Consider the following 23,932-nt stretch of genomic DNA (forward strand, 5'->3'; position numbering starts at 1 on the left):
TGGCTGAGAGAGGCGAAGGGTGGGTCGGGTGCCGCAAGCTCGAAGCCGTGATCGATGATCACAAGTCGTCCAACGCGGTCATCCACCTCCACACGATCCCGTATTCCACGGCAGGTCGTATCCGATCAGGTCATGCTGGCCTCAGGGCTGAGAACGGCGCGTGATTGACCCACATGCGATGCATGACGACGGCGAGCCTGCGAGCAAGAGCGATGCGTGCCTTGCGCATCCCGCGCCGTCGCGCGACATTGAGGGCCCAGTCTCTGAGCCAATTCTGGCTTTTGCAGCGGGTAAGAACCGAGTTGGCGGCTTCATAGAGCAGCCAGCGGACGCTGCCGTCGCCGCATTTGGTAATCCGTCCTCTCTGTTCGACCTCACCGGACGCATATATTCGTGGCGTGAGGCCGAAGATGGCGCCGACGGTCTGGGATTTTTCGAACCTTGAGGGTATCGCTCCGGTGGTAAGCGAGGTCTGACGGCCGCCTTGCACGCCGGCTGATCGCCGGGATGATTGCCGCTCTCTGAACGGAGTGGCCGGTGTCGAGCAAGATCGAGGATTCAACGAGCAGCGCATCGAGCACTCATACAAGTAATCGTATGAGTAGTCGGATGGAGGTTGTCGCCCGGGTATCGGGTCGGCGGCGCTGGACAGTGGAGCAGAAGCTGGTGGTGCTGCGCGATGCATTCGGTCCCGACGGTTGCGTGCGGACGGCCTGTGAGCGCCACGATGTCGGCAGCGGCTCGATCTACACCTGGCGGCGGCAAGCGATGTCCGGTGAGCTTGCCGGCGTTCGCAAGCTGGCCGAGCCAGCGTTCGCCGAGGTCCAGATTAGCGAGCCGTCCGCGTTGCCTGCTCCCATTGCACCGCTCGTCCCCGGCTTGATCGGGATCGAGCTGCCGTCAGGCATTAGGGTGACTGTGGATGCCGCAGTTGATGCCGATGCCTTGTCGCGGGTGATCGGCGCGCTGACACGATGATCCCGCTGCCGCCATCGACGCGGATATTCCTGGCTTGCGGTTCGACGGACATGCGCAAGGGGTTCGACGGGCTGGCGGTGATGACGCAGCAGGTCCTGGAGCAAAGCCCGCATTCCGGTGCGCTGTTCGCTTTCCGTGGCAAGCGCGGCGATCTGGTGAAGCTGCTTTGGTATGACGGTCAAGGCATGTGCCTGTTTTCGAAGCGGATGGACCGTGGCCGCTTCGTGTGGCCGTCGACCAAGACGGGATCGGTGGTGATGACTGCGGCCCAGCTTTCGATGCTATTGGAAGGCATTGACTGGCGGCGACCGGAACGCACTTTCGCCCCTACACTGGCGGGATAAAACACCCGGTTTCTGGCGCTTTCATTGGCGTTTCAGCCATCGATCTGTTATATAATCGCGGTGTCGGACGCAGGCCTTTCCACACCCGATAAAGACGCTCGCATCGCCGAGCTTGAAGCCGCATTGGCGGTTGCCCACGCCGATATATCCGCCCGCGATATCCTGATCGATACGCTGCGCGTGCAGATTGCGCGCCTCAAGCGGATGCAGTTCGGCAAGTCGTCCGAGAAGCTCGACACCCAGATCGCCCAGCTTGAGCTGGCGCTTGAAGAACTGGAGGGTGAGGCCATTGTCGCCGCCGTGCGTCGAGGCGATCCGGCAACCGTCGATCGGCCGTCGTCGGTTCGGGCGCTGCCCGCCCATCTGCCGCGCGAGGAACAGTGGATCGAGCCTGAGCAGGGTAACTGCACCTGTCCCAACTGCGGCGGCGCGCTGCGGTCGCTGGGGCAGGACAGCGACGAGATGCTCGATGCCGTGCCGGTGCAGTGGCGCGTCGTTCGGACCGTCCGCCCCAAGTATAGCTGCCGGGCCTGTGAGAAGATCGTGCAGGCGCCTGCGCCGGCAAAGGCGATAGCGCGAGGCAAGGCGACCTTCGGCACCCTAGCCCATGTCGTCGTCTCCAAGTTCGACCATCATCTGCCACTTTACCGCCAGGCTGAGATCATGGCTGCCCAGGGCATTGAGATCGACCGATCGACGCTGGCAGGCTGGGACGGCCAGGCATCTGTGCTCCTTGACCCGATCATCAGTCGTATCCGGGAGGTTGGCCTGACCGCCGCGAAGATCCACACCGACGATACGCCGGTGCCCATGCTTGATCCGGGACGGGGCAAGACGGCGACTGGCAGGCTCTGGGCCTATGCGGTCGATGATCGGGGTTCTGGGGCCACGACGCCGCCACTGGTCTGGTATGAGTTCACCACCGACCGGACCGGAGCACATCCTCAACGGCAGCTGGCCGGCTTCACCGGCTACCTACAGGCGGATGGATATGCTGGCTATGACAAGCTCTACGATACCAACCGCGTCACCGAGGTCGCCTGCTGGGCGCATTTCCGGCGCAAGATATTCGATATCCACGCCACCAAGCCGACGCCGCTCACCACCGACCTGCTGGAGCGCATCGGACAGCTCTACGAGATCGAGGCGGAGGTTCAAGGGCAGCCAGCTGATATCCGACGACAAAGCCGACAGGGCCGAACTCAGCCATTGATTGACGAGTTGTGCCAATCGCTCGACGATGCAACGCGCCGTCTCTCGCCCAAGTCCGAGATGGCCAAGGCCATCGCCTATGGTCGCAAGCGATGGGTCGCGCTGACACGCTTTCTCGACGATGGCCGCCTGGAGATCGATAACAATATCGCCGAGCGTGCCATGCGATGTGTGGCCCTGGGCCGCAAAAATTGGTTATTTGCCGGATCCAAGGCTGGAGGCGACCGGGCCGCTACCATCTACTCCGTCATCGAGACCGCCAAGCTCAATGGCCTCGAACCACAGGCCTATATCGCTGATGTCATGGCCAGGATCGCTGGCAACTGGCCCGCTGCCAAGTGGGATGAACTCATGCCGTGGAACTGGCGATCAGGCCCAGAGCCGCAAATTTCTCAGGCCGCTTAAGCACTTACCAAAATAGGAACGCATTTCATGCTGTCTCTCATTCTTGCCGCACTGTTGACCTCGCCCGGGGTTGGATCTCCAACAGCAAAACTGTCTCCCGGCAATCTTGGAGAGGAGCTCTATTATGCCAGCGCAGCGGCTAGCGGGAGCAGACTATGTGACAGAAAGCGAGCAGCGCGGTTGGGCAAGAAGTTCGATCAGCGCTTCGGCGATCGCATACGCGCACTCAGAGAAACCCATGAAGCCCTATATGGCCCAGATCCCGATTTTATCTACACCACTTCATGCAACCGGCCAGGCCCCAACTACAGCCAACGGCAGGCATTCAAGGATTTCGAACCCAAGCTGCGGGACTTGGAGCGCAAATACGGCCAACATTGAGGCATGCTCAACCGAACGGGCGCGGCCTGCGCGGCCTACACAACACGCTTACCTCCGGTGAGGGCCGCCTTGCGGTGATCGGCTGATGTTTTGAGATGGCACCGGTGCAAGCGCCGGTGTTTGCACTGGTTCTAAGGACGGTGCGATGAGCCAGATCACTGTAATTTCGGGGCCGGAGCGGCGGCGGGTATGGACCGACCAGCAGAAGCGCGAGTTGGTCGCGGCGGTTTCGGCGCCCGGCGCGAACGTGGCGGAGATTGCCCGCCGTGCTGATCTGCGGCCGAACCAGATTTACAGATGGCGGCGGCAGATGGAGCAGGCAGCGCAGGGCTTTGCCGAGGTGCAGGTCCACCCTGACCCGGCACCGGCCATTGGGACGGCGATCACCGTGGAGTTCGAGCGGGCGATCGTGCGCATAACTGCTGGCGCCTCGCCCGGACTGGTGTCGGCGGTGCTACGGTCGGTCAAGCCGTGATCCCAGTCCCCTCCGGCGTTCGGATATGGATCGCAACGGGGCACACGGACATGCGGCGCGGCATGCGCAGCCTGGCCCTGCAGGTGCAGCAGAGTTTCGGGCGTGATCCCTTCGTGGGCGATCTCTACATTTTCAGAGGGCGCCGCGGCGACCTCTGCAAGATCATCTGGCACGACGGCGTGGGCATGTCGCTTTATGCCAAGCGCCTCGAGCGCGGGAAGTATATCTGGCCCTCCGCAGAGGACGGCGTGATTGCCATTTCCCCCTCGCAGATGGCTTGCATGCTGGAGGCGATAGACTGGCGTAATCCGCAGGCCACCTGGCGTCCAACATTGGCCGGATAAAAGCCCCGGCATGACCTAAGAAGCTAGGGATTCCGGCGCTTTTCTGCTATATGTCCGGGCATGGGGGCGAGGCACAAGCAGAGATCGACAGCCTTCGCGAGCGGCTTGCCGCTGCCGAGGCTGTTGCCGCTGAAGTCGCTCGCATCAAGGCCATCAACGCTGACCTGGAAGCCCGCAACGCCCTTCTCGAACTGCAGAACGAGAAGATGCGTCGTACCCTTTTTGGCCAGCGATCCGAACGCACGCGCCATCTGCTCGACCAGATGGAACTGACCTTCGAGGAGTACGAGACCGCTGCTAGCGAAGATGAGCTTCTGGCTGCCCTGGCGGCGGCGAAGACCAACGTCGCGCCGTTTGAGCGCAAGCGGCCTGCCCGCAAGCCCTTGCCCGAGCATCTGCCGCGCGAACGCGTCGTCATCGCTGCACCTGATGCCTGTCCCTGCTGCGGCTCGGAACGGCTGTGCAAGCTGGGCGAGGATATCACCGAGACGCTCGAGGTCGTGCCGCGCCAGTGGAAGGTGGTCCAGGCTTGGCTCGCAGACTGCCCCCGGCAGTCTCCTCACCTACGCTGCGGGAGAAGTTCTCCTGCCGCGATTGCGAGAAGATCACCCAACCGCTGGCGCCTTTCCATGTGACGCCTCGTGGGCTCTTCGGTCCCAGCTTCCTGGCCATGCTGCTGTTCGAGAAGTTCGGCGCGCATCAGCCGCTCAACCGCCAGCGGGATCGCTATGCCCGCGAGGGCGTGGACCTGAGCCTTTCCACACTGGCCGATCAGGTGGGCACCTGCACCGCCGCGCTGATGCCGCTCTACCTGCTGATCGAAGCCCACGTCCTGGCCGCCGAGCGGCTGCATGGCGACGATACGACGGTGCCGGTGCTGGCCAAGACCAAGACCGATACCGGCCGGATCTGGACCTATGTCCGGGACGACCGACCTTTTGGCGGGCCGGCGCCGCCCGCGGTGATCTTCCATTATTCCCGCGACCGGCGGGGCGAGCATCCCGTCGGCCATCTGCGCGGTTGGAGAGGCGTTCTTCAGGCCGATGCCTATGCCGGATATAATGCGTTGTTCCACGCCGACAGACTCCCGGCGCCGCTGACCCGCGCCCTGTGCTGGAGCCATGCGCGCCGTTACTTCTTCGAGCTGGCCGATGTCGCCGCGCAGCTCAAGAAGCGCCGCAAAAAGGCCGTCATCTCGCCGCTGGCCGTAGAAGCGGTCCGCCGCATCGACGCGATCTTCGACATCGAGCGCGCCATCAACGGCAGACCGGCCCAGGAGCGTCTTGCCTTCCGTCGGGAACTCAGCGCACCGCTGGTAGCCGATCTGGAAGAATGGCTGCGCGACAACCGGTCCAAGCTATCGAAGAACAGCGATGTGGCCGAGGCCATGGATTACATGCTCAAGGCATGGTCGGCCTTCGCCGCGTTCCTCGATGACGGCCGCATCTGCCTCTCGAACAACGCGGCGGAGCGGGCGCTAAGGGGCATAGCCCTGGGCAGAAAATCATGGCTCTTCGCTGGTTCAGATCGCGGCGGCCAGCGCACCGCCTTCATGCTGAGCCTCATTGGCACGGCAAAGCTCAACGACATCGACCCGCAAGCCTGGCTTGCCGATGTGCTCAGCCGCATCGCTGACATCCCCCAGAACCGTCTTCACGAACTACTGCCATGGAATTGGCGCGCCGCAGAAGATCAGCGCAAAGCCGCCTGATCTGCGGCCTTCACCGAATGCTTACCCTTGAGACAATGTCGACACCGGTCCGGAATGCGAGCGCCGTCATGGCGCCGACGCCCGGCACGCTCATCAGGAGGCGGCAGATACCATCTGCGCGTGCGGCGGAGAGCAACTGTGCGTCGAGATCGGCCATCATGACCAGCCCCTGCTCATATGCCCTGAGCAAAGGCTCGGTCATCCCGAGGAGTTCCGCATCATCGAGATCTTCGCGCACACGGCTTGACCAACCGCAGCACTGCCGACACCAGCCCCGGCGAGGCGCCTGCAGGAATACGCACGATCGCCCGCTCGAACTCCACGATGATCGCTGTTCCGATGGCCGGCGCCGGATCAGGGTGCACCTTCACCTCTGCAAAGCCCTGCGCTGCCTGCTCCATCTGTTGCCGCCACCTGTAGATCTGGTTCGGCCGAAGATCGGTACGGCGGGCAATCTCCGCCACGTTAGCGCCCGGCGCCGAGACTGCCGTAACCAACTCGCGCTTCTGCTGGTCGGTCCATACTCGCCGCCGCTCCGGACCTGAAATTACCGTGATCTGACTCATCGCACCGTTCCTAGTACCGGTGCAAACATCAGTGCTTGCACCGGTGCCATCTCGAAATATCAGCCGGTCACCGCAAGGCGGCCCTCACCGGAGCGATACAAATCCATGCCGGATATCCATCCATCACCGGCACCGCCCGCCTCAGCGGGAAATCAGCTCTGGCCGCCGTGCGCGAACTGGTCGACGGCAAATTCTCCGTTCCCTGAGCTTACCCCGGAAGGCGAACCCCGTGAGCAGTTACCCGCTCTCGCATACGGGCAGTGATGAGGTGGACGGCCCCCACCCAAACGGCATCGAGTCGTGCCATGATGGTGCTGTCATCGACCATCAGTAGGAAGGAGCCGCCCACATGGAGATTACCACGATCGGACTGGATATCGCGAAAAACGTTTTCCAGGTCCATGGCGTAGATTGCGAAGGTAAGGTGGTGCTACGGCGCAAGGTCAAGCGGGACCAGCTGCTCACGCTGCTCGGCGAGCTGCAGCCATGCCTGATCGGCATCGAGGCGTGCGCGACGGCGCATCATTGGGCGCGTCAGCTCCAGGCACTTGGTCACGAGGTAAGGCTGATGCCGCCAGCCTATGTGAAGGCGTATGTGAAGCGGAACAAGAATGACGCAGCCGACGCCGAGGCGATCTGCGAGGCGGTGCGGCGGCCGACGATGCGGTTCGTACCGATCAAATCCGCCGACGCTCAGAGCGTGTTGATGTTGCATCGTGCCCGCCATCTGCTGGTCCGGCAGCGGACCGCACAAGTCAGCGCGATGCGGGCGCACCTGGCGGAGTATGGGGTCATCGCGCCCAAGGGTCGCGCGCATGTTCGCGAGCTGGTCGAAGCGCTTGCCAGTGGCACGGCGCTGGTACCGGAGCTCGCACGCCAGACCCTGCTGCTGATCGCTGACATGATCGAGGGGCTGAGCGGGCAGATCCGCGCGATTGAGATCGAGTTGATGAGATGGCATCGCGCCACCATTGCTTCCCGTAGGCTGGAGACGATCCCCGGGATCGGGTTCATCACCGCCACCGCGCTCGCGGCAACCGTCGGCGACGCCCGCGTCTTCCGCTCGGGTCGCCAGTTCGCCGCATGGCTCGGGCTCGTACCCAAACAACACTCCTCGGGCGGCAAGGAGCGCATGGGTGGGATATCGAAGATGGGCGATCGCTATCTGCGCCATCTCCTCGTTGTCGGCGCCACTGCTGTCCTACGCTACACCCGCCGCAAGACGACGGCCGTCAGCATCTGGGCGGACCGGCTGCTGGAGCGCAAGCCGGCGAGACTGGTGAGCGTCGCTGTCGCTAACAAGACGGCGAGGATCGCCTGGGCGGTCATGACGCGAGAGGAGGATTACCGCGCGGCTCCGGCCATCACCTGAAGCACGCACGGAACAAAGTCTGGGCAGGAGAGAACGAAACGAATGATGCCAACTCGGTCAAGCCGGGGATCGGAACAACCTGCGTGATTCACCGCGCCGCGAGCGCGACACAGTGATGAGGATCCGATCCACTGACACCATCATGGCCAGCGGCCTCTCGCGCCGCGCGAATAGGCCGGACACATGAATGAACCTGACCAGGAAAAGCTTCATCTGCCGAAAATCGCTCTTGCCCACCGGGGGTCGTCCACACATGAATCACCTCAAGCCGTCAGACGCCAACGGTTTTTCGAGGTTTCCAACTACTGATCGGCACGCGAAACTGGGTCCGACGTCGAATTCTCCAAGACGCACCTCGCTCATGCGATTCAGTGCCTGGAAATGAATCGTGGCCGATTCCCTCCGTGCAAGCCTTTTCTATGTCAAGTCAGTCTATTGTGGGTAATTACAAGCTTCCGTCGCCGCTTACAAAGAATCTTGAGATCGCCGTCTCAAAGATATCTACCGGGTTTATTTGAATTGCAGCTGTGCGTGCAGTTCAGCCAGCTTTTCCCGGCAGAGTTGATTTACGATTGTACCGAGAAGCTCGACACGTTCAGAAAGATAGGTGAACTCCTCTTCCGTCATCGTAAACTGATCCGAGTGCCGGGCCTTCACATAGGCATTCTTGAGCTTCAGAAAGCGCGCTTCGACCCTTCGAGTTTCTCGTGGCCAAACATCAATTAGGCGTGGTGAAAGTCGTTCTGCCAAGGAACGCAAATATTTTAGATTGTGGCTATATGGCGTGTAGAAAGTGAAAACGAGAAGAATACAGTAATAAAGTCGTTCGCACGCCTGTTGGAGATTGTAGGCTGCATCTGGAAACTGCCCGCTATCGTGGAAGAAATGATAGCCCATGCGCGAAGCCACGGCAAGGTTAAACCATTGGTCGAAATACGCCTGAGCCATGTCATAGGCTTGCTGCGGCGTTTTCGGCTTGGGTTTATGAAGCTCGCTGTTGTCAGACTGGTAAAGCGCGATGCCGTCGCGCGCGATATCCATGAAGAAGTAGCGGCCGTGCGCTAGCCCGTCGTTGACCTCTTGTAGAGTGTGGACGATGAAATTGACTGGTGTGCGTAGGCGATTCAGGATCATTGTTTCGCGATCTATGCGCTCGGAAGCCTTCTCCCAATAGTCGATCCAGTCCGTCAATTCCTTCTGGTTGACAATGATGAGGAGGTCAAAATCGGAACGATAACCTCTCTTCGTGTGAGGCTCATGCACCCAACGGCCCGTCGCATATGAACCATAGAGAATAATCTTGAGGATACGACCAAGCTTGCGCGGTCCCGTTGGTTCTCCGTGAGCGTCCTCGAATTCCTCGAAAAGAATCTGAACAACGCGATCAAGTTCGCGGCGCTTATTTGCGGGAAGATGATCGAGATCCGTTTTCATAAGTCTTCATCGATTCAGTGGGGGCAACCATGGCCTATTGTCAACTATGGCTCAACGTAGATTTTGCCAAATTTTTCAGACAATTTGGCGGCTTCCGAGGGTGAGAAGGGGAGGTTGATTTTTGAGCTTTCGGTGATCGATGGGGCAGCGCGATCGAAAATGGCGACGCAGCGCTGATTGTCGAAGCGAGACGTATAAAGGATGCCATCCGCGTTCGTGGCGCCATGGATATGCGCGCTCACGGCCCAGGTCTTTGCATAGGCATCGCCGTGAAGTTCGGTGAACGAAAGCCCGAGCTTGGACACGCCGCCATCGACAAGGGGATAGAGGCGCAGGCTGTTGGTCACGAGCAATTCGCTGCGAACCCGAGCCGCGACCGCTGATGACAGTACGAACGGATTTTGCGGAAACCGCACGAGCGTTTCGCCAAAGGCGGTCTCCAAAGATCGCGCCGCATAGAGGATCTTGAAGCTGCCATCCGGCGCATCGAAGCGGCCTTGCGGTTCTGGCCCATTCGGGCCGAAAAATATGGCCGGATGATGGGCGCGATGAATACGGTGCAATGAGGTTCCGGCGGCAATACGGCGCAATGCAGCTTCGGCCATGGTCGCTCAGTTTGCCCAGCCTGAGACGAGAGCCGTGAGCTGGCGGAGGGTTTCGTTATTGGGTCTGCGCGCCAGCAATTCGAAAAGCGTCATTGGCTCAGCGCCAAATCCCTCCAATGGGGTAGTGAGGAGCATCAGCTGCTGCCATGGATTGGTATCATCGAATGCTTCAAGAACGCGCTTGAGATGCCCCAAGGTCTCGCCATTCACGAACTGGGCCGCCGGATACCGGAGCTCCGAACCATAAGGCACACCCAGAATTTGCCGCCGCTGGCGTTGCTTCTCTATTGCAGCCGTGGAAACGCCGAGCATCGCTGCGACCTGGGCGCGATCATACATGCCCCCTGATCGGTTGGCCATTTCTTCGCGGAATTGCGTGGTTTTTTCGCGCGCCGCCTTGATGGCTGCAATATCGGCTGGAGATTCAGGGGCGATGTCGCGAGGCGCTACGGTCAGCGCATGGCGCAAGTCGTTTGAACCGACGATATCGGCCAGCGTGTCGTCACTTGCCGATTCAACCGCCTTGGCGATCGCAAGCGTGAGCTTTTCGAGGGCTTTGCGGCGCAGTGTGTCGCTGGGGGAAATTGCCTTTCCGCGACCTGAGCCGGATCCGGTGATGGGAACAGAGCTTGCCATATTCGTCCTTTCTGTCTCAATATACATCAATTTGACGGAATGGACAACCATGGGGCTCAAATGCGCGTGACTTGGCTGGCTTTTCAATATACTCTCGCGGAGAAAGGAATATGCCATGGATACGGCAACTTACGATGATGGTGAGGCGCCTTTTTCGGCTTTGAAACTGTCGATGCTGTGGCAGCCGTGGTATGCGAAAGCTTGGTGGGCGAGCGCGGCGGTCTTCTGGAGTGCGATGGTATTTGTACCTGGGGCAGCAAGGGCAATCGACGGCGGCTCTGTCTTTGCCCTTTCGCTCTTTCTCCACCCCTTCGCTCCGATGTGGTATCTAGCAGGCCGTTACTTTTGGGTGAGGCGGCAGAAACTGGCTTTTCCATCGAAGCCAAACAGGGACAGCAACAAGGCGTCTGATAGTGATTTGGCTGCATTAGAAGCTGAAGAAGTTTTCGGCTTCGATGACCGCGTTCCCATGTCGTATCTGGCGGATCCGACCGATTTTAGGTCACCAATGAACCCGGCTAACCCTGCGTACATCGGAAGGCTCGAAAATCATTAGCGTTTCTTGAATTCGGAGTCTCCATCGCTTCGGCCGTGATCGAGATCGCCGCTGAACCTGCCAGTATCGAGAATCTGGCGCTGCTCTGCGCTCGTTAAAGGAGCAGACCAGTCGCGCATTCCCCGGCCCGAATCTGCCTGTTCTAGATATCGATTGCGCAGTCCGTCACCGCCGAGGATTTGTTGCCCAAGTTCGACGGAGAACGCGCGGGCAGGATCGGCGGCACGCGAAGCGGCTCGTTCGGCATGCGAAATCGCCTCACGGACATCATAATTCACAATGTCAATGCGCGCACTCGCCTCGCTGGTCGCCGAACCGAAATCACGGCTGGATGCACTGAGCTGGACAGATGTTCTTCCACTATGGGAGGCGTTCGACCGTCCATGGTTGGATCTGTCAGATACTTCGGTACGTGAGGCGCTTCCTCCAATTTGACCGCCGACCTCTGTGCCTTGGGACACTTGATGCGTGGCGCTGCGGGAGATTGACCGTGTCCAGCCAGTTTGTGTCATCACCGCCTGCACGTCCCGCTGGAGCGTGTCGGCAACCTGCGGTTTCAGCCGCCACTCGCCCTTTCGGTCCATCTCGAACCCGCCGCGCAGCCAATTGGCCATCATCGCCTGTCCTTCGGCACCGCCGCCCATGAAATGTTCGATGGTGTCAGGGCCAGCCTGCTTACCGGCCTCGAACCGGGTGCTGGTATCGCTGCGCGCAGAGCGGCTGAATGCCGTGCCGCTGGAGACGAGGAGATCATTATGGGCGAAGTTGAACCGGGCACGGCCGCCATTGACGACAGCACCGAGCTGGCTTTCGTTGATGAGCCCGGCCTTCCACATGGCCGCTGCCGTATCTGGCGTCAGATTGAGATTGAGGTCGCCATTCTGATCCATGGCGATCTGGCGTTTGCTCAAGCGGATGCCATTCTCGGCGAGCAACCCTTGCATGCGGGTCAAACGCTCCCGGTCGACAATGGCGGTCATTCGTTCGTTCCGTGCTCGATCGGCAATGCCCGCTGCTCCGCCCTCCGCCATATCGACCTGATTGCCCGCGGTTCGGCTCAGCGCCTGGATGAAGCTGTCCAGACGCGCTGCTTCGCGTGTTGACACGCCTGCGGACGCCGCACCTTCGGCGAATCCGAAATTCTCCGACTGGCGCCGCTGCTCGCCAATGTGGGCGGCAGCACGCGTGCCGCTGGTACCGACCTCCCGCTGCGTGTCGAGCTTGCCGGAACGCTCCGCAAAGTCATAACCTGCGGCCTCCTTTGTCCGTCCGTAGACGCTCGTGCCCTCACGCGCCGCCTCCGCTGTCGCGCCATCGGCCGTCCCGACCTGGACAGAGGCATTGTAGCGTTCCAGCGCGGCCATCACCTGGGCCTCATTGCGGCCGGTTGCGCGGGAGAGTTGGGAAATAGCGGAGCTTCGCGCCTCGCCGGTGAGCGCGTTGATAAAGCCGACACGCTTCGACGTCGTGTCGAGGGGGAGGCCGAGCATATTCGCGGCTTCCCGGTGGCCTTGATTGCCGCCAGTCCGCCAAGCCTGCTCGGTCGCGACATTGGCGCGCTCGACGCCCGTGACATTGTAGCCCGCATAATCGCGGCGGCCTTGCATCGCGCCGACCTGAACCTGCGCGGCGGTCAGGTCATTGACGAGCATTTGCTGCTGGTCGAACGCATTGGCGATGAGCTTCCCGAATGTCGGATCGGCCTGCGCTTCGCCGATGACGCCGGACGCCTTGAGACGCGCATCCTGCGCCGAATAGCCCGCGCGCTCGAAATGCCGCGTGGTGCCGTCCATCAACGTGCCATAGGCACGGCTATCTCCGAAGGCGCGCCACTGGACGAGATTCTGGGAGAAGGTCGCGAAGGATTTCTCGCCGGCTTCGCCCTGTCCGAAATAGGTCGTGCCGAGATCACGCAGAGCGTCCTTTTCGGCAAACTGGTGGATGGCAGTCGTCGCCACGTTCGCCTGCACGGCGCGCGCGACCTGCGGGTCAGAGAGATCACGGCCGCCCAGGGCAGGGGAGAGAGCGCCGAGCTGACGGGCGCCTTCAATGCCACCCAGCGCGAATGCCGTACCGCCGGCAGTGCCGGGCCGCTCGCTAAGGATATGGCCCGCCTCGCCGTAGGTCCGGTTCGATCCAAATGTTGTCCTCTCCCCGAAATCGCCGAAGCTCGATGCCGCCGCCGCGCGCGATCGGGTGCCCATGGCGGACGCCTGCGCTTCAAGGGCCGAGGCCTGCCCCTCGCTCGTCGCCATGGGTGCTGCCGCCGAGGTCGCCTGACTGGCGATCCCGAGCGATCCGGAGGTGAACGAGGTAAAGACATTGCCGCTGAACCGGAACACCGTGAACACGAATGCCCCCGCTAGGCCAGCAGCAGCCGTTCGATAGCTGCCGAAAATCGCGAGCGCCTTCATCGACGCGGAAGGCGCCAGCAGCCAGGCATTGGCCGCAACGGCATTGGACCGCAGTTCCTCCAGCGTCGCCATCGCCCGTCCGAGCGTCAGCTGGTAAATCCCTGCATCGATCACGCCCCACAGGGCGACGAACACGAACATTCCGAGCGCGAAGCTCGCGACGCGCAGATTGATGGGCGTCAGGATGAAGAGGAGGGCGATCGGCACCATGAACAGCATGATACCGAACACGGTGGCCCTCATCGTCGGCATCCATTCATTCGCGACAGACATGGCGGCAAGTCCGTTCGACACGACCGCCCGGTTGGCCATCACCCGCGCCGCCGTGGCGGGGGAGTCCTCGAACAGGACATCGCCCACGCTGTTGCCCAGCAGAATATGGGTCATGAATGCCTGGGCGCTCAGCGGGTGGCCAAGCATCATCTGCCCCATTTCGCCAAGCTGCTCGCGGCAGCGCGCCAGTTGCGCGGCGTTCGTGACGTCGAAGCCGGTCCGCGCGCAAACCTGGCGCGTATAGCCTTCGAAGAGGTTGGGATCGGAGAGGCGGTCCGAGATATGCGTCCAGGCGTCAGTGCAGCTGACGGTGGTGCCACCCTTGTCAGTCTCGGTATAGACGGTCGAGAAGGTCGCCGGTCCCGCCATGGCGGCAAAGGCGCCCGGCAGGTCGGTCGAGGTGCGGAAGAGCTGATCATCATCCACGCCATAGGCCGACGAGACCCGCGCGACCGGATAGCATTGGCGAACATAATCCTTGATCGTCGCATCAAGGAAGGTGTCGGTCATCGGGCCACGCGGGCTCACGGCATTGAGGAACAGGTCGAAGCTGTGCCCGCCCGCGCCAAACTCGATCTTGGCGTCGGGATCGATGGTGTTGTCGTCGATCGTCTCGACCAGCGCGCGCTCCATCATGTTGGTCGCGCCCGCCACGAGGACAAGGAGGTTCGGGACATCGCCCACCGGCTGATAGGCGTTGCGGACGCGATCATAGACATGGACCGTTCCCGTCGTCGCGATGAGGCCAGTGAAGAGGCCGATCCCTAACAGGATCTGGAAACCGAACCCGACTATCCCCATGCCCGAGCCGCGGATGCTGGCGACGACCGCGCCGAGCGCGATCCCGGCGGTCGCGATGATCAGCACCAGCGTCTCATAGCGCGGATCGCCGAAGATCATCGATACCTGCCTGAAGGCATCGACCGTCTCGGCGAAGCCGTCATAGGTGTGGAAGCTCGCATCGATGGCCAAAGCGGGCGGGGCGAACGCCAAAGCGGGCAGGGCGGGGATTAGCCGAAAAGGGCGGCGCATTGAAAATGCTCCTATTGATTGCGCGCGGCGGTGCCGGCGGCGTCGCGCGCGTCGCGGTCGCGGACCCGCAGCAAGCCGGCATAGTTGGCGGAGAGGTTCGCCGCGGACAGGGCGGCCATATAGCTCTGGCGCATCTGCGCCCGCTGGCGCAGCACTTCGTCACGCAGGTCGCGCAGCTGCTCGATGCCTTTGGTGAGGATGCGGGTCTGGCAGATGTTGGCGGATGCCCCGTCGGCGGCACCCGCCGCCGTCGTTCCGCGCTCGGCATTGCTGACCGTGAAATCGATCGTGCGGGTGAGATCGTTCAGCATCTGATAGGCGAGCGTCAGGGCAACCAGCTCATCGGTATCGCCGATGACGGAGTCCACGACACCCTGCCGGACACCCCATTCGAGCATCCGGTAGATTGGCAACGTCCGCACATTGGCGACAAATTGCCGTTCTTCCGCCGACAGGGCCGAGCGGGTGCGGATCTTGGTTGCAATGGACTGCATCCGCTCGCGCGCCAGAACCAGCGCGCCCCGACCGGCGCCATCCTGCCCGCAGTCCGCGCTGCTCGGAGGAATGTTGAGTGATCGCCGCTGGACGCGGCCGGTCAGGAAATCCTGCGCGCTTTCGGTATCCTGCGCGGGGCATTGCGGGATGGCGGTGAACAGCGGCACCTTGTCGTTCGCATCCCAGCGCATATAGACGTCGCCAACCCGGGCGCGCATGACGCTCGCCCAGTCGCCGGCACCGACGCGGGCGGCGGCATGCGACAGCAGCGAGCCGGTCCTGAAGATATCCGTCACCTCGGCGGGGCAGTTTGCCAGCGCGTCCTTCAGATCCTCGGTCGGGTTGTTGCTGTTGGCCTCGATCTTCTCCCGGCTCTGCTGGTAGCTTTTGGCGAAGCCCTGCTTCACCGAGCGATACCCCGTCATCTCCTCGATGATGCCGGACATATTGTCGTCGCCCTTGGCGATCTGGACCATCCGGTTGGCGAGGCGGCAGTCATTGACCTGGATGGAATTCAGGAAATTGGTCGCGGCTTCCATCTTGCTGATGATATTTCCCATTTTTTCATCGAGCGTTTCGAGCAGATATTGAAAAGCGACCGCCGGCGCCGCCTGGAGAATGCTCTCCAGCTTCTGGACGAGATAGTCGGGGTCGAGGAATGACATGCCGCCTAAAAACATGTCGATGCCGCCGCAACCGGCTCTCACCTTGGGCAGGCTGACCGACATTAGATAGTCATTATGCACATCGACCCGGCCGGACATGCCGCCGGCGGTAATATAGCCGCGCGTCTGATCCTCGAAGCTGCCGGGCGAGGTGTAGGTGACATTGTCAAACCAGCTCTCGGCCCAGCTTTGCGCACGGGCCGGCGCCGACGGCAGCAGGGCCATCGCTGGCAGGACGATCAGCGAGCGAAGGGCGCGGCGAAGAGGGCCAAACATAGGAGGCTCCACAGGATATGGGGAAGGGGAGGCTGGGCACGGCATCGTCAGCGCCTGCCCACTCGGACCACCGGCTGCCCCACAATGCCGGTGAATTTCGCCATGGCGCGCACGCCGACATCCGGTCGCACCCCGGTCAGCATCTTGGCGGCGAGATAGATGTTGCGCGTGAGATTGGGGGCATGATCCGTGCCGATCGCGATCGGCACGATGCGCTGGTCATCGGCCAGCGGGCGCGCCCAGGCGACCGGATGTCCGACCCAGGGAAGCCCAAGCCGGCCGGACCGGATCATCGCCTCCTGGCCGCTGATCACCCGCACACGCCAGCCATATTGGCGCCCGAGCGCTGAGAGCTTGGTCCAGAGATCGCCGCACGCGACGCAGCCTTCTGTCGTACTCATCTCAACGACGAAGGCCGGGCCATGGCCCTTGAGCGTCGCGGCAAAATCATCGGGGAAACTGCGCGTGACCGGCACCCGTGACAGCCAGGCCTGCATGGTCCTTGCGTCACCGACCGGATGGATGGCTGCGCGCATCGCTTGCTCTCGGGTCACAGGCTGCGCGGCGGCTGATCCTGTTCCAACGACGAGGCCGGGAATGCCGAGCAGGAACAGCGCGCGCATCATGGTTGCTCCCCAATGCCGTTGTCCAGGAGATCGCCGCCAAGCGCGCGCGGGTCCGTGGCCGACACAGGACCATTGGCGAGGGCATCGAAGAAACCGGCTTCCTCACCCGCGCCGGTCATGAACTGTTCGGGCCTGATGTCGCCGCGCAGCAGGCGAACCGCCTGATAGGCCATTTGCGCGAGGCTCGGATAAGCCTCAACGCCGGTGGCGATCGTCATGCGCTGCGCGCTGCCCCGGCGGATCACCATCGTGGTCGGCGTGACCTCGACGCCGAAGCGTTCCTTCACATCAGGCCGGCGATCGAGATCGAGCAACGTCACCTGCCAGCCCATCTCTTCCTGGAAGCGCTGGATGATCGGCCACTGCACCCGGCAATAGCCGCAGCTCGAGCGCGAGAACATGACCAGCGCGAAATCCCGCGCCTGCGCGCGAAGATAGGATCGGCGGATCAGATCCTTCTCGGCGGTCATCTCCGACCGGGCGTCGCCGACCATGGGGTTGGCGGATTTTGAGTTGAGTTCAGGATGCTGGAGCATCGCGATCTGCGTCACGCCGGCAAAGGCGCGGGCCTTGCGCCGGGCAAAGTCCTGGAGCCGCCAGAAGTCTGCGACGGCATCGACTGTCAGAACCGTCGCCGCATAATCGCGCTGCTCCTCGATGAGCTTGCGGATGCGCGGCGGTGTCCAGCGTGCGAGTTCAGCCATGGGCGGAATGACGGGCTTCCGGACCGCCTCCTCGGCCTCGCTGTCCTCCTTCGGGGAAGGCGCTTCATACCACCAATATCCTTGCCGTGGTTGCGCGGCGGACGGGTTTGCCTCCGCCATCGCGAGGTTCGGCATGGCGAGCGCGGCAGCGACGGCGGCCAGGACCAGCCGCGCGCTCACAGGACGCGCTCCATACGGGTGAGGCGGCTGGTCGGCAGTAATCCAAAATAGCGACTGTCAAAGCCGCGCGGATGCGGCGAGCCGACATAGATCATGCCCTTGGGGATGATGCCGCTCCAATGCATATGCTCAAGCGTCATGCCGTTGTGCGCGGATGGCAGGCTGACTCCGAGCAGCGTCCCGTTGCAAAAATAGCGGCCATCAAGGGTGCGGACGGCCTGAAGCGAGGGCGTTTCGACCATGGTCAGCCGATCGCCCGGCATGCAGAGCGCATGTTTCGTCACAAGGATGGGCGTGGGACCGGCGATCGGATGCCGCAGCGTGAACATCACATAGTCGCCGCGTTCGATCGGGCCGGGGGCCTTTCGGACGATCCAGGCCTCGATCGACGGCGACATGACCAGTGTCAGTTGCGGGACGAGGACTGCCGCGAACAGGGCGATGGGAAGGGCAAGTGCGAAGCATCGCCAAAGCCGTTCCGGGCGGGGCGTACCTAATGGCTCGGGCGCGCCGAGTGCAATGGCGGCTTCACGCGGGACCTTTTTTAGCGATCGCCAGACTTGGCGAAGGAGTTCAACGAGAGCCAAGAAGAGCCTGAGCATGTCGCACCTCCTCTTTTCCACCCAGACGGGCAATTTCTTCGAGCAAACCGGGGAGCGCGCTGTCGCCATAGACGATATGGCTTGCCCGCAGACTGTCGTCGTCGCGTTCGCAATAGGCTTGCACCGGGTCGCCCGGCACCATCGCGAGCGCGGGCACATGGTCGACGCCATGTTGGCGGAAGACGATCGGATCGACGATCAGCTGAACGTTCCGCATGGCGCAGGCGGGGCCCTCGCAGCCCGGATCGAGCCGCAATATCTCCGCGCTGAGCTTCGCCATGGGGCCAACCTTGTGCAGGCCGCCGGGCATCCCGCGGAACGCCATGACGCCCTGTACGCGCTCGAGCTGCGCGGCATAGGAGCGGAGCGTGCCGATCGGCATCGAGGAAGAGGCGAAGAGGACCGGCACCCAGGCCTGTGTCGCCGCTCCGGCCTTGGTCATGGTCCCGGCCAGGGCCTCAGCGTCCGGGGCTTCGAGGCCCAAGGCCTGCCGTAGAGCCTTGGCCTGTTCTTCCCGCTGGGCGGCAAGCTCCTTCTCGGCCCCGTCATGGGCCGTGCGGGCGCGCGCCTCCATCTTGGCATCCGGGCGCCGCCTGCGCAGCCCTTCGAAAGCGCGGCGCCCTTCGGGTGCCGCCTTCACATCGGGGAGGATCGGCCCGAGGCCGCCGTCCGGCTTCGTTCGGCTCCGCGCGATGGCGTCGGCCAGACGATCCATGGACGCCGATCCCTGCTCCTTGATGGCCTGGCCTCCACCCTTCTGCGCGGATGCGGCGCCGGGGTGAGCCAGCAACAGAAGAAGACAAGCGCTACGGCTTGACCGCTTTGAGATACGCATCGACGCGATCCTCCATGTCGATCTGAATGTCCGATTGGGCGCGGGCCTCGATGTCCGCATAATATTCGGAGAGGTCCATCTTGCTGAAATCGAGAGCCTGGAATTCCTCGGGCGTAAAGCCGCGGCACATGGGCTTTTTGGCCGTTCCCCAAAGATCGCCGTTGAAGCTTTTAAGCTGCGGCCGCCCCTGTTCCTGGATGATCCGCCCGAGCTTGGTGTTGAAGCAGCATTGGCCACGGGCCTTTTGCAGGCAGATCCCGAGGAAGCTCGATGTGCAGTAGCTGCCGACCTCATGGCACATGCCCGATGAGCGCAGCATTGCCGTCTCCATGTCCTGCTGGTCACAGCCAGAGAAGAGGAATTCCATCATGAAATTGATGGCGAGGCTGATCGCGATCGAGGTGGGATCAAGGCCGACGATCAGCGCATTGGCGCCCGCGCTCGCGGCCTGGCTGGCGGTCGCACCGGCCTTGAACGCGATATAGGCGGCCTTCATGCCGGTGAACACGCCCTTCGCCACCGCGATCTTGGTGCCGATGGAGGAGATGGACGATCCCATCCCATCCTTCACGATCTTGCCCTTGTCCTTGCAGCAATCGGCAAAGGTCGTCGAAAGTCCCGCCGGTCGACAGCGCATCCCTCGCCCGGAGAAGATCGCGATCGTGCCGAGGCAATTGCCGCCGGCATCGACCACGCCATCAGGCCCTGCGCCCGGATCGTCGATCGGCGGCTCTTCTACGATCGGATTGGCAGCAAGATCAGCGCATGCGTTGGGTGAGCAGGCAGGCACCCCGCCGACCGTGCGGGTGACGCAGGCAAATTGCGGGCCGGCGGGGCAGCTATAGGCGCCGGTTGCCTCGGCGACGCAGTCCACCGCCTGGATCGGGCAAAGCCAGGCACCAGAGGTGGTGGCGAGGCAGCTTGCCTGCTCGCCCGCATCTGCCGCATCGCCATTGCCATTGAGGTCGGCCGCGCAAAATTGCTGGGCTTGGGCCTCTGCGGGAACCAGCAGCGCGGACAGAAGGACGGCTGCGGCAATAGACAGCGTGGGGGACGACCAGCGTCTCCGGGATGCGCGCCGGTTCATTGCGCAGCGCTCGTGCAAACAAGGTCGGCGCCGGCGAGGCGGACCGTCTGCATCATCGCCACGGCTTCGGGGAAATCGTCGAGGCAGCCGCAGGCCGAAACGATCTCTTCACTGGGCCCCGTCGGGCACTGTTTGTCCCCTGTGCAGGCGTGGTAGAAAATGTCCCATCCGGCCGGATCATTCTGCTTGGCGCCGACCACGCCATCGATCGCGACCTCGCTGTTGGCCTTGGGCGCGCGGGTCTTGCAGATCGGCTCGCAGGCGGGCACCGAACCGCGATCGGGCAAAGCGAAGGGCCGCGTGGTGGTCGTAACGGTGCCGTCGGACGCGAGCGTGCGATCGGCGAGCATCGTTTCTGTCGAATGGTCGATGATATAGGCGCCGCGGCTCAAATCCGGCTCGGTCGCGCCGCCAAGATCGACCGCGCATTTGTAGCGGCGATCACGCTCGAAGAAGTCGCGGCTATATTGGACGGTGCAATTGCCGCTGCCGAACAGCCGGGTTTGGGGGAGGGGCTTGAGGCCGGTGTTGACGCCGTTCCTGAAGGTGACGACGCTATCGACACTTTCGCTGTCGAGCCGACAGGCGGGATCGGCGGCATAGCCCGCGCACAGGTCCATCAGCTGTTCGCTGACCTCGCAGGCGGTATCGACCTGGATCTCGACCGTGACATAGCCCCAATTGCCGCCGCCACCGCCCCGCACGCGCGCACCCACGATCGTCGTGCCGGCTTTCAATTGCGGCAGGATGTCGATGGCGCTCCGGTTGTACCAGGGATCATCGCTGATGCGGCAGTCGCCCGATGGCAGCGCCTCTGTGAGCCATGGCCGCTTTCCGGCATAGCCGACGATCTGGCCGTTCACTCGTGCCTGGACCCAGTCATCCGCGCCCATCTCGACGATGCGGGACGAGACGATGCGTGCAGGCGCGATCGGATCGAAGGTCGCGCTGTAGATGGGCGGGCTGCTGCTACAGCTTCCCGCGCCCCGGATCTGGTAGCGGCGGCAGCCCGTCCCGCAACTGGTTATCGATGCGATCGAGCCGCGAACGGCGATGATGTCGTCATAGTCCCAGCTTTTGACCATGATCTCCCGGGTGATCGTGCAGCTTCGGCTTTCCTCCGCCTTGCCGCTGCCGGCCGCCGAACCCGCAAGCGCCTGGAACACGCTACTCGCCTGGGCAGCTGCGTCGGCGTCGCCCGTGATCGCGGTCGGGTTGGCGCGATAGCTGGTGGCCGTGACCGAAGGGTTCGCGGTGCAGGCGGTGGTCTGCGCGCCGGTATAGTGGATGACCGGCCCGTCGATCATGGCCTGCGCGACGCCGATCCTGGGATCGGCGGTGGTGAGCGCGCCGATGACGCCACCGCCCAGATCCTTGAGGATCGCGCTCATATTGCCCCAGACAAGATTGGCGCCGCAGCTGTTGTTGACGCAGTAGCAGCCCGAAAGCGCCGTCAGGTCGACCTCGCTGAGCTTGAGGTTGCCGCTGTCGGTGAGCGCCCATTGAAACGGGCGGCACTGATTCCAGCTTCCAGGCTGGCAGGAGATGATGCCATTGACGCACACCCCCGACACCGGGACCGGAACCGTCAGGCTTTCGTCGAATGTCCCGTCGAGATTCTTGTCCCGCGCTATGCTGAGCGAGCCGATGTCCCCCGCCGAGGACGGCTGGGCCAGCAGTTCCAGCAATGTCGCGGTCTTCTGGCAGGCGATATTGGGATTGAAGGTCTGGCTGTTGTCGATGGTGGCAATCGGCTCTCCGGCAAGGCCGGGTGTCAGATAATTGCGCTGGATCGCATCGCTGTCGCTGGACTTGGCGCGGGACGCATGTGCCGCCGCCCGCGCGCGGTCCTCCATCGTCTGGGCCGAAGCGGTGGGGATCAGAAGGGTGGCCAGCGCGGTCGTGAAGAGGCAGCAGGCTGAGAGGGGGTGCCTGTGCCATCCAGGGGTTATCGCGGCCGCGCTGACCATAGGTGGAGCGGTATCGCGGGGGAGGCAAGGCGATACCGCTCCGGTCCCGCACGCCGGCCACCGTCCGTAAGGGCCTTGGCGGGCGACCTTCCGGCTAAGGGGACCGGACAGTGCGGGATAAGGGGGAAGGAGAGTGATCATCATGGCACCGCGATCCCGGCGCAGCAGATCACCTTTTCGAAGAGCATGAACTGGGCATTGTCCTTGCCGGGCGCATGTTTGCCGCTCGACCAGAGCGCGCCGGGGCGGCCGATATTGACGCATTTGCCGCCCTTGACCGGCTCCATGATCTGGAGCTTGTAGCGGGACTTGGTCCAGATGGGCTGGGGGATGAAGGCGCAGCCGTCGGACGAGCTCACCGTCAAGGCGCCAAGCCGCCCCATCATGAAGGTGCCGCGCGCGGCAAGGCCCGCCCAGGCCTCGGCGCTGTCATCGAAATGAATGTCGCCCGCGATCGGATAGGTCGCCCCCCAGCTCCCCATGCACCAGAAGAGCGGGTCGATGACCTTGCCGGCGGCAGCGGCCGCGCTGTCGCCCATGCAGGCAAGGCCGGCGGCGGGATTGCCGAAGAGAATGCCCTCGGGCTGGATGATGGCGCCCAATGTTCCCGATTGCCAGGTCGGCAGAACCTCGGTGATCATGGCGACATCGAAGCCGTCATTTTCGAGGCAGGGGAGGTCGGTGAACATGTCGAGCATCGCCCAGACCGGCGAGATATAATAATGCATCTGCGCGAACATCTTGCGCGTGTTGGTGCCGTCTGCGATCGAGGACTGGCTTCCCTGGAGCTTGCCGCCGGTCGGCATCAGGTCCGCGCCCAGTGCCATCATGCAGCCCGGCTCGGTCACGACGTCGATCATGCGGTTCGGGGACCAGTAGGAGACCTTGACGCCGAACCAGAATTGCGCTCCCTTGCGACAGGCGCACAGCGGCTTGGAAGCGGACTGCGCGTCCAATGCCTTGTCGAGCTTGTCGAAGCTCCCGACGCGCACACCGCCGATCGTGATCGGGAAGATGCAGGTCCAGCGAACCTTTGTGATCGGATTGAAGACCGAGCCCGCTTCGCATTTGGACGCCATGGCGTCTGCCGGCCAGAGCAGCAGTGCGGCAAGGCCGAGCAATATGGAGGCCGCCAAGGGCGCGGTCCGCCGGCTCATCGGACAGTTCCCGCCGGCGCCGATCGGCTTTTCGGGCCATATTCGGTGAGGATGAGCCTGGTGCCCGCCTGGGCGACGACAACCGGCGCGACGGTGAGGCCCAGCCTCTCCTTCACCCGCTCCTCGAGAATGAAGACGGCCCGCCCAGTCTTTTCGCTGAGCGCGATCGGGTCGCCATTCTCCTTGCCGAGCGAGGCGAGCAGGATGAAGTCGCTGGGCCGTGCCGTCCGCAGCGCGAAGCTCATGTCCCTGGGATGCACGATCACCAGTCGCTGCGGCATTTTCACATAGGTGAGCGGATTGAAGCTGAAGCCTTTGGGGTAAAGCAATTTCCCGTCCGGCAGCTTGATGTCGCAATCGAGCGTATAGAAGGGGACGATGCTGCGGACGCGATCGGCGGTGGTTGTCCCAAGCGACGCGGCCTTGAGCGCGCTCCATGCCTCGCGCGGCCCGAACGCCTTGCTCATGTCTTTAGGGAGGGACGCGGCCTTGGCCTCGATCTCGGCCAGCGCATCGAGTTCGGCGATCGGCCAGGTCCGTCCGATGGTGCTGACCGATGCGACCGCGGTCTCCGAACAGGAACAGGCGATCATCAGC

General features: G+C 62.8%; 24 protein-coding genes and 1 pseudogene. 9 read left to right on the forward strand and 16 right to left on the reverse strand.

The features are described from left to right. Nucleotides 1-130: 130 nt before the first annotated feature. Nucleotides 131-685, reverse strand: coding sequence for a transposase (locus ACN9MX_RS18205; RefSeq protein ID WP_426387535.1), 555 nt, complete (start codon nt 683-685; stop codon nt 131-133). Here ACN9MX_RS18205 and tnpA point away from each other — a divergent pair. From tnpA to tnpC (ACN9MX_RS18240), 7 genes and pseudogenes are all read left to right on the forward strand, one after another. Continuing rightward, nucleotides 598-978, forward strand: coding sequence for an IS66-like element accessory protein TnpA (gene tnpA / locus ACN9MX_RS18210; RefSeq protein ID WP_426387536.1), 381 nt, complete (start codon nt 598-600; stop codon nt 976-978). The two genes, ACN9MX_RS18205 and tnpA, sit on opposite strands and share 88 nt — an antisense overlap. Further along, entirely contained in the window at nt 975-1,322 is a 348-nt protein-coding gene (gene tnpB, locus ACN9MX_RS18215) for an IS66 family insertion sequence element accessory protein TnpB (protein WP_426387537.1), read from the forward strand. The genes tnpA and tnpB (ACN9MX_RS18215) overlap by 4 nt, the downstream gene beginning before the upstream one ends. A 51-nt stretch (nt 1,323-1,373) precedes the next feature. Then, nucleotides 1,374-2,939, forward strand: a complete 1,566-nt coding sequence (gene tnpC, locus ACN9MX_RS18220) for an IS66 family transposase (RefSeq protein ID WP_426387731.1) — start codon at nt 1,374-1,376, stop codon at nt 2,937-2,939. Nucleotides 2,940-2,966: 27 nt separating this feature from the next. Further along, complete coding sequence (locus ACN9MX_RS18225) at nt 2,967-3,320, forward strand: hypothetical protein (RefSeq protein WP_426387538.1); 354 nt, start codon at nt 2,967-2,969, stop codon at nt 3,318-3,320. A gap of 145 nt (nt 3,321-3,465) precedes the next feature. Continuing rightward, nucleotides 3,466-3,795 carry a transposase gene (locus ACN9MX_RS18230; RefSeq protein ID WP_426387539.1) on the forward strand — a complete coding sequence of 110 codons (330 nt, stop codon included), beginning with the start codon at nt 3,466-3,468 and terminating at the stop codon, nt 3,793-3,795. Beyond that, nucleotides 3,792-4,139, forward strand: a complete 348-nt coding sequence (tnpB, locus tag ACN9MX_RS18235; protein WP_426387540.1) for an IS66 family insertion sequence element accessory protein TnpB — start codon at nt 3,792-3,794, stop codon at nt 4,137-4,139. Before ACN9MX_RS18230 ends, tnpB (ACN9MX_RS18235) begins: the two co-directional genes overlap by 4 nt. 50 nt (nt 4,140-4,189) lie before the next feature. Beyond that, nucleotides 4,190-5,850, forward strand: a pseudogene (tnpC, locus tag ACN9MX_RS18240) (IS66 family transposase). 10 nt (nt 5,851-5,860) lie between these two features. Here the strand turns inward: tnpC (ACN9MX_RS18240) and ACN9MX_RS18245 are convergent. Together ACN9MX_RS18245 and ACN9MX_RS18250 are read right to left on the reverse strand one after the other, a co-directional pair. Next, entirely contained in the window at nt 5,861-6,010 is a 150-nt protein-coding gene (locus ACN9MX_RS18245) for a hypothetical protein (RefSeq protein WP_426387541.1), read from the reverse strand. Nucleotides 6,011-6,068: 58 nt separating this feature from the next. Continuing rightward, the gene (locus ACN9MX_RS18250) at nt 6,069-6,416 is read right to left on the reverse strand and encodes a transposase (protein WP_426387542.1); all 348 of its coding nucleotides are present in this window, start codon (nt 6,414-6,416) and stop codon (nt 6,069-6,071) included. Nucleotides 6,417-6,765: 349 nt separating this feature from the next. On the opposite strand from ACN9MX_RS18250, the gene ACN9MX_RS18255 reads away from it, so the two are divergent. After that, nucleotides 6,766-7,788: an IS110 family transposase gene (locus ACN9MX_RS18255; RefSeq protein WP_426387543.1), complete on the forward strand. Its 1,023-nt coding sequence runs from the start codon at nt 6,766-6,768 to the stop codon at nt 7,786-7,788. Nucleotides 7,789-8,298: 510 nt separating this feature from the next. On the opposite strand, the gene ACN9MX_RS18260 is transcribed toward ACN9MX_RS18255, so the two are convergent. Genes ACN9MX_RS18260 through ACN9MX_RS18270 form a run of 3 tightly spaced genes read right to left on the reverse strand, consistent with a single transcriptional unit; the run spans nt 8,299 to nt 10,463 of the window. Next, complete coding sequence (locus ACN9MX_RS18260; RefSeq protein WP_426387544.1) at nt 8,299-9,222, reverse strand: nucleotidyltransferase; 924 nt, start codon at nt 9,220-9,222, stop codon at nt 8,299-8,301. A gap of 44 nt (nt 9,223-9,266) precedes the next feature. Continuing rightward, nucleotides 9,267-9,827 carry an RES family NAD+ phosphorylase gene (locus ACN9MX_RS18265; RefSeq protein ID WP_426387545.1) on the reverse strand — a complete coding sequence of 187 codons (561 nt, stop codon included), beginning with the start codon at nt 9,825-9,827 and terminating at the stop codon, nt 9,267-9,269. A 6-nt stretch (nt 9,828-9,833) separates the two neighbouring features. After that, a complete protein-coding gene (locus tag ACN9MX_RS18270; RefSeq protein ID WP_426387546.1) occupies nt 9,834-10,463 on the reverse strand; it encodes a hypothetical protein in 630 nt (209 codons plus the stop codon). Between the two features lie 115 nt (nt 10,464-10,578). Here ACN9MX_RS18270 and ACN9MX_RS18275 point away from each other — a divergent pair, with 115 nt between their 5' ends. Continuing rightward, on the forward strand, nt 10,579-11,019 hold the full coding sequence (locus tag ACN9MX_RS18275) for a hypothetical protein (RefSeq protein ID WP_426387547.1): 441 nt from the start codon (nt 10,579-10,581) through the stop codon (nt 11,017-11,019). Here ACN9MX_RS18275 and ACN9MX_RS18280 read toward each other — a convergent pair. The 10 genes from ACN9MX_RS18280 to ACN9MX_RS18325 all read right to left on the reverse strand — a co-directional run bounded on the left by ACN9MX_RS18280 (nt 11,016) and on the right by ACN9MX_RS18325 (nt 23,928). Then, complete coding sequence (locus ACN9MX_RS18280; RefSeq protein ID WP_426387548.1) at nt 11,016-14,738, reverse strand: conjugal transfer protein TraG N-terminal domain-containing protein; 3,723 nt, start codon at nt 14,736-14,738, stop codon at nt 11,016-11,018. The two genes, ACN9MX_RS18275 and ACN9MX_RS18280, sit on opposite strands and share 4 nt — an antisense overlap. 11 nt (nt 14,739-14,749) lie before the next feature. Further along, on the reverse strand, nt 14,750-16,174 hold the full coding sequence (locus ACN9MX_RS18285) for a conjugal transfer protein TraH (protein ID WP_426387549.1): 1,425 nt from the start codon (nt 16,172-16,174) through the stop codon (nt 14,750-14,752). A gap of 47 nt (nt 16,175-16,221) precedes the next feature. After that, a complete protein-coding gene (locus tag ACN9MX_RS18290) occupies nt 16,222-16,797 on the reverse strand; it encodes a hypothetical protein (RefSeq protein WP_426387732.1) in 576 nt (191 codons plus the stop codon). Then, entirely contained in the window at nt 16,797-17,639 is an 843-nt protein-coding gene (locus ACN9MX_RS18295; protein WP_426387733.1) for a conjugal transfer protein TraF, read from the reverse strand. Before ACN9MX_RS18295 ends, ACN9MX_RS18290 begins: the two co-directional genes overlap by 1 nt. Nucleotides 17,640-17,680: 41 nt before the next feature. Continuing rightward, nucleotides 17,681-18,286 carry a S26 family signal peptidase gene (locus ACN9MX_RS18300; RefSeq protein WP_426387550.1) on the reverse strand — a complete coding sequence of 202 codons (606 nt, stop codon included), beginning with the start codon at nt 18,284-18,286 and terminating at the stop codon, nt 17,681-17,683. Further along, the gene (locus tag ACN9MX_RS18305) at nt 18,258-19,001 is read right to left on the reverse strand and encodes a type-F conjugative transfer system pilin assembly protein TrbC (protein WP_426387551.1); all 744 of its coding nucleotides are present in this window, start codon (nt 18,999-19,001) and stop codon (nt 18,258-18,260) included. The genes ACN9MX_RS18300 and ACN9MX_RS18305 overlap by 29 nt, the downstream gene beginning before the upstream one ends. A gap of 91 nt (nt 19,002-19,092) precedes the next feature. After that, entirely contained in the window at nt 19,093-20,208 is a 1,116-nt protein-coding gene (traN, locus tag ACN9MX_RS18310) for a conjugal transfer protein TraN (protein WP_426387552.1), read from the reverse strand. Then, nucleotides 20,205-22,064 carry a hypothetical protein gene (locus tag ACN9MX_RS18315; RefSeq protein WP_426387734.1) on the reverse strand — a complete coding sequence of 620 codons (1,860 nt, stop codon included), beginning with the start codon at nt 22,062-22,064 and terminating at the stop codon, nt 20,205-20,207. The genes traN and ACN9MX_RS18315 overlap by 4 nt, the downstream gene beginning before the upstream one ends. A 254-nt stretch (nt 22,065-22,318) precedes the next feature. Further along, complete coding sequence (locus ACN9MX_RS18320) at nt 22,319-23,335, reverse strand: TraU family protein (RefSeq protein ID WP_426387553.1); 1,017 nt, start codon at nt 23,333-23,335, stop codon at nt 22,319-22,321. Then, entirely contained in the window at nt 23,332-23,928 is a 597-nt protein-coding gene (locus ACN9MX_RS18325) for a conjugal transfer protein TraW (protein ID WP_426387735.1), read from the reverse strand. Before ACN9MX_RS18325 ends, ACN9MX_RS18320 begins: the two co-directional genes overlap by 4 nt. Nucleotides 23,929-23,932 lie beyond the last annotated feature (4 nt).

The organism is Sphingobium sp. R-21 (genome assembly GCF_049913335.1).
Taxonomy (GTDB): domain Bacteria; phylum Pseudomonadota; class Alphaproteobacteria; order Sphingomonadales; family Sphingomonadaceae; genus Sphingobium.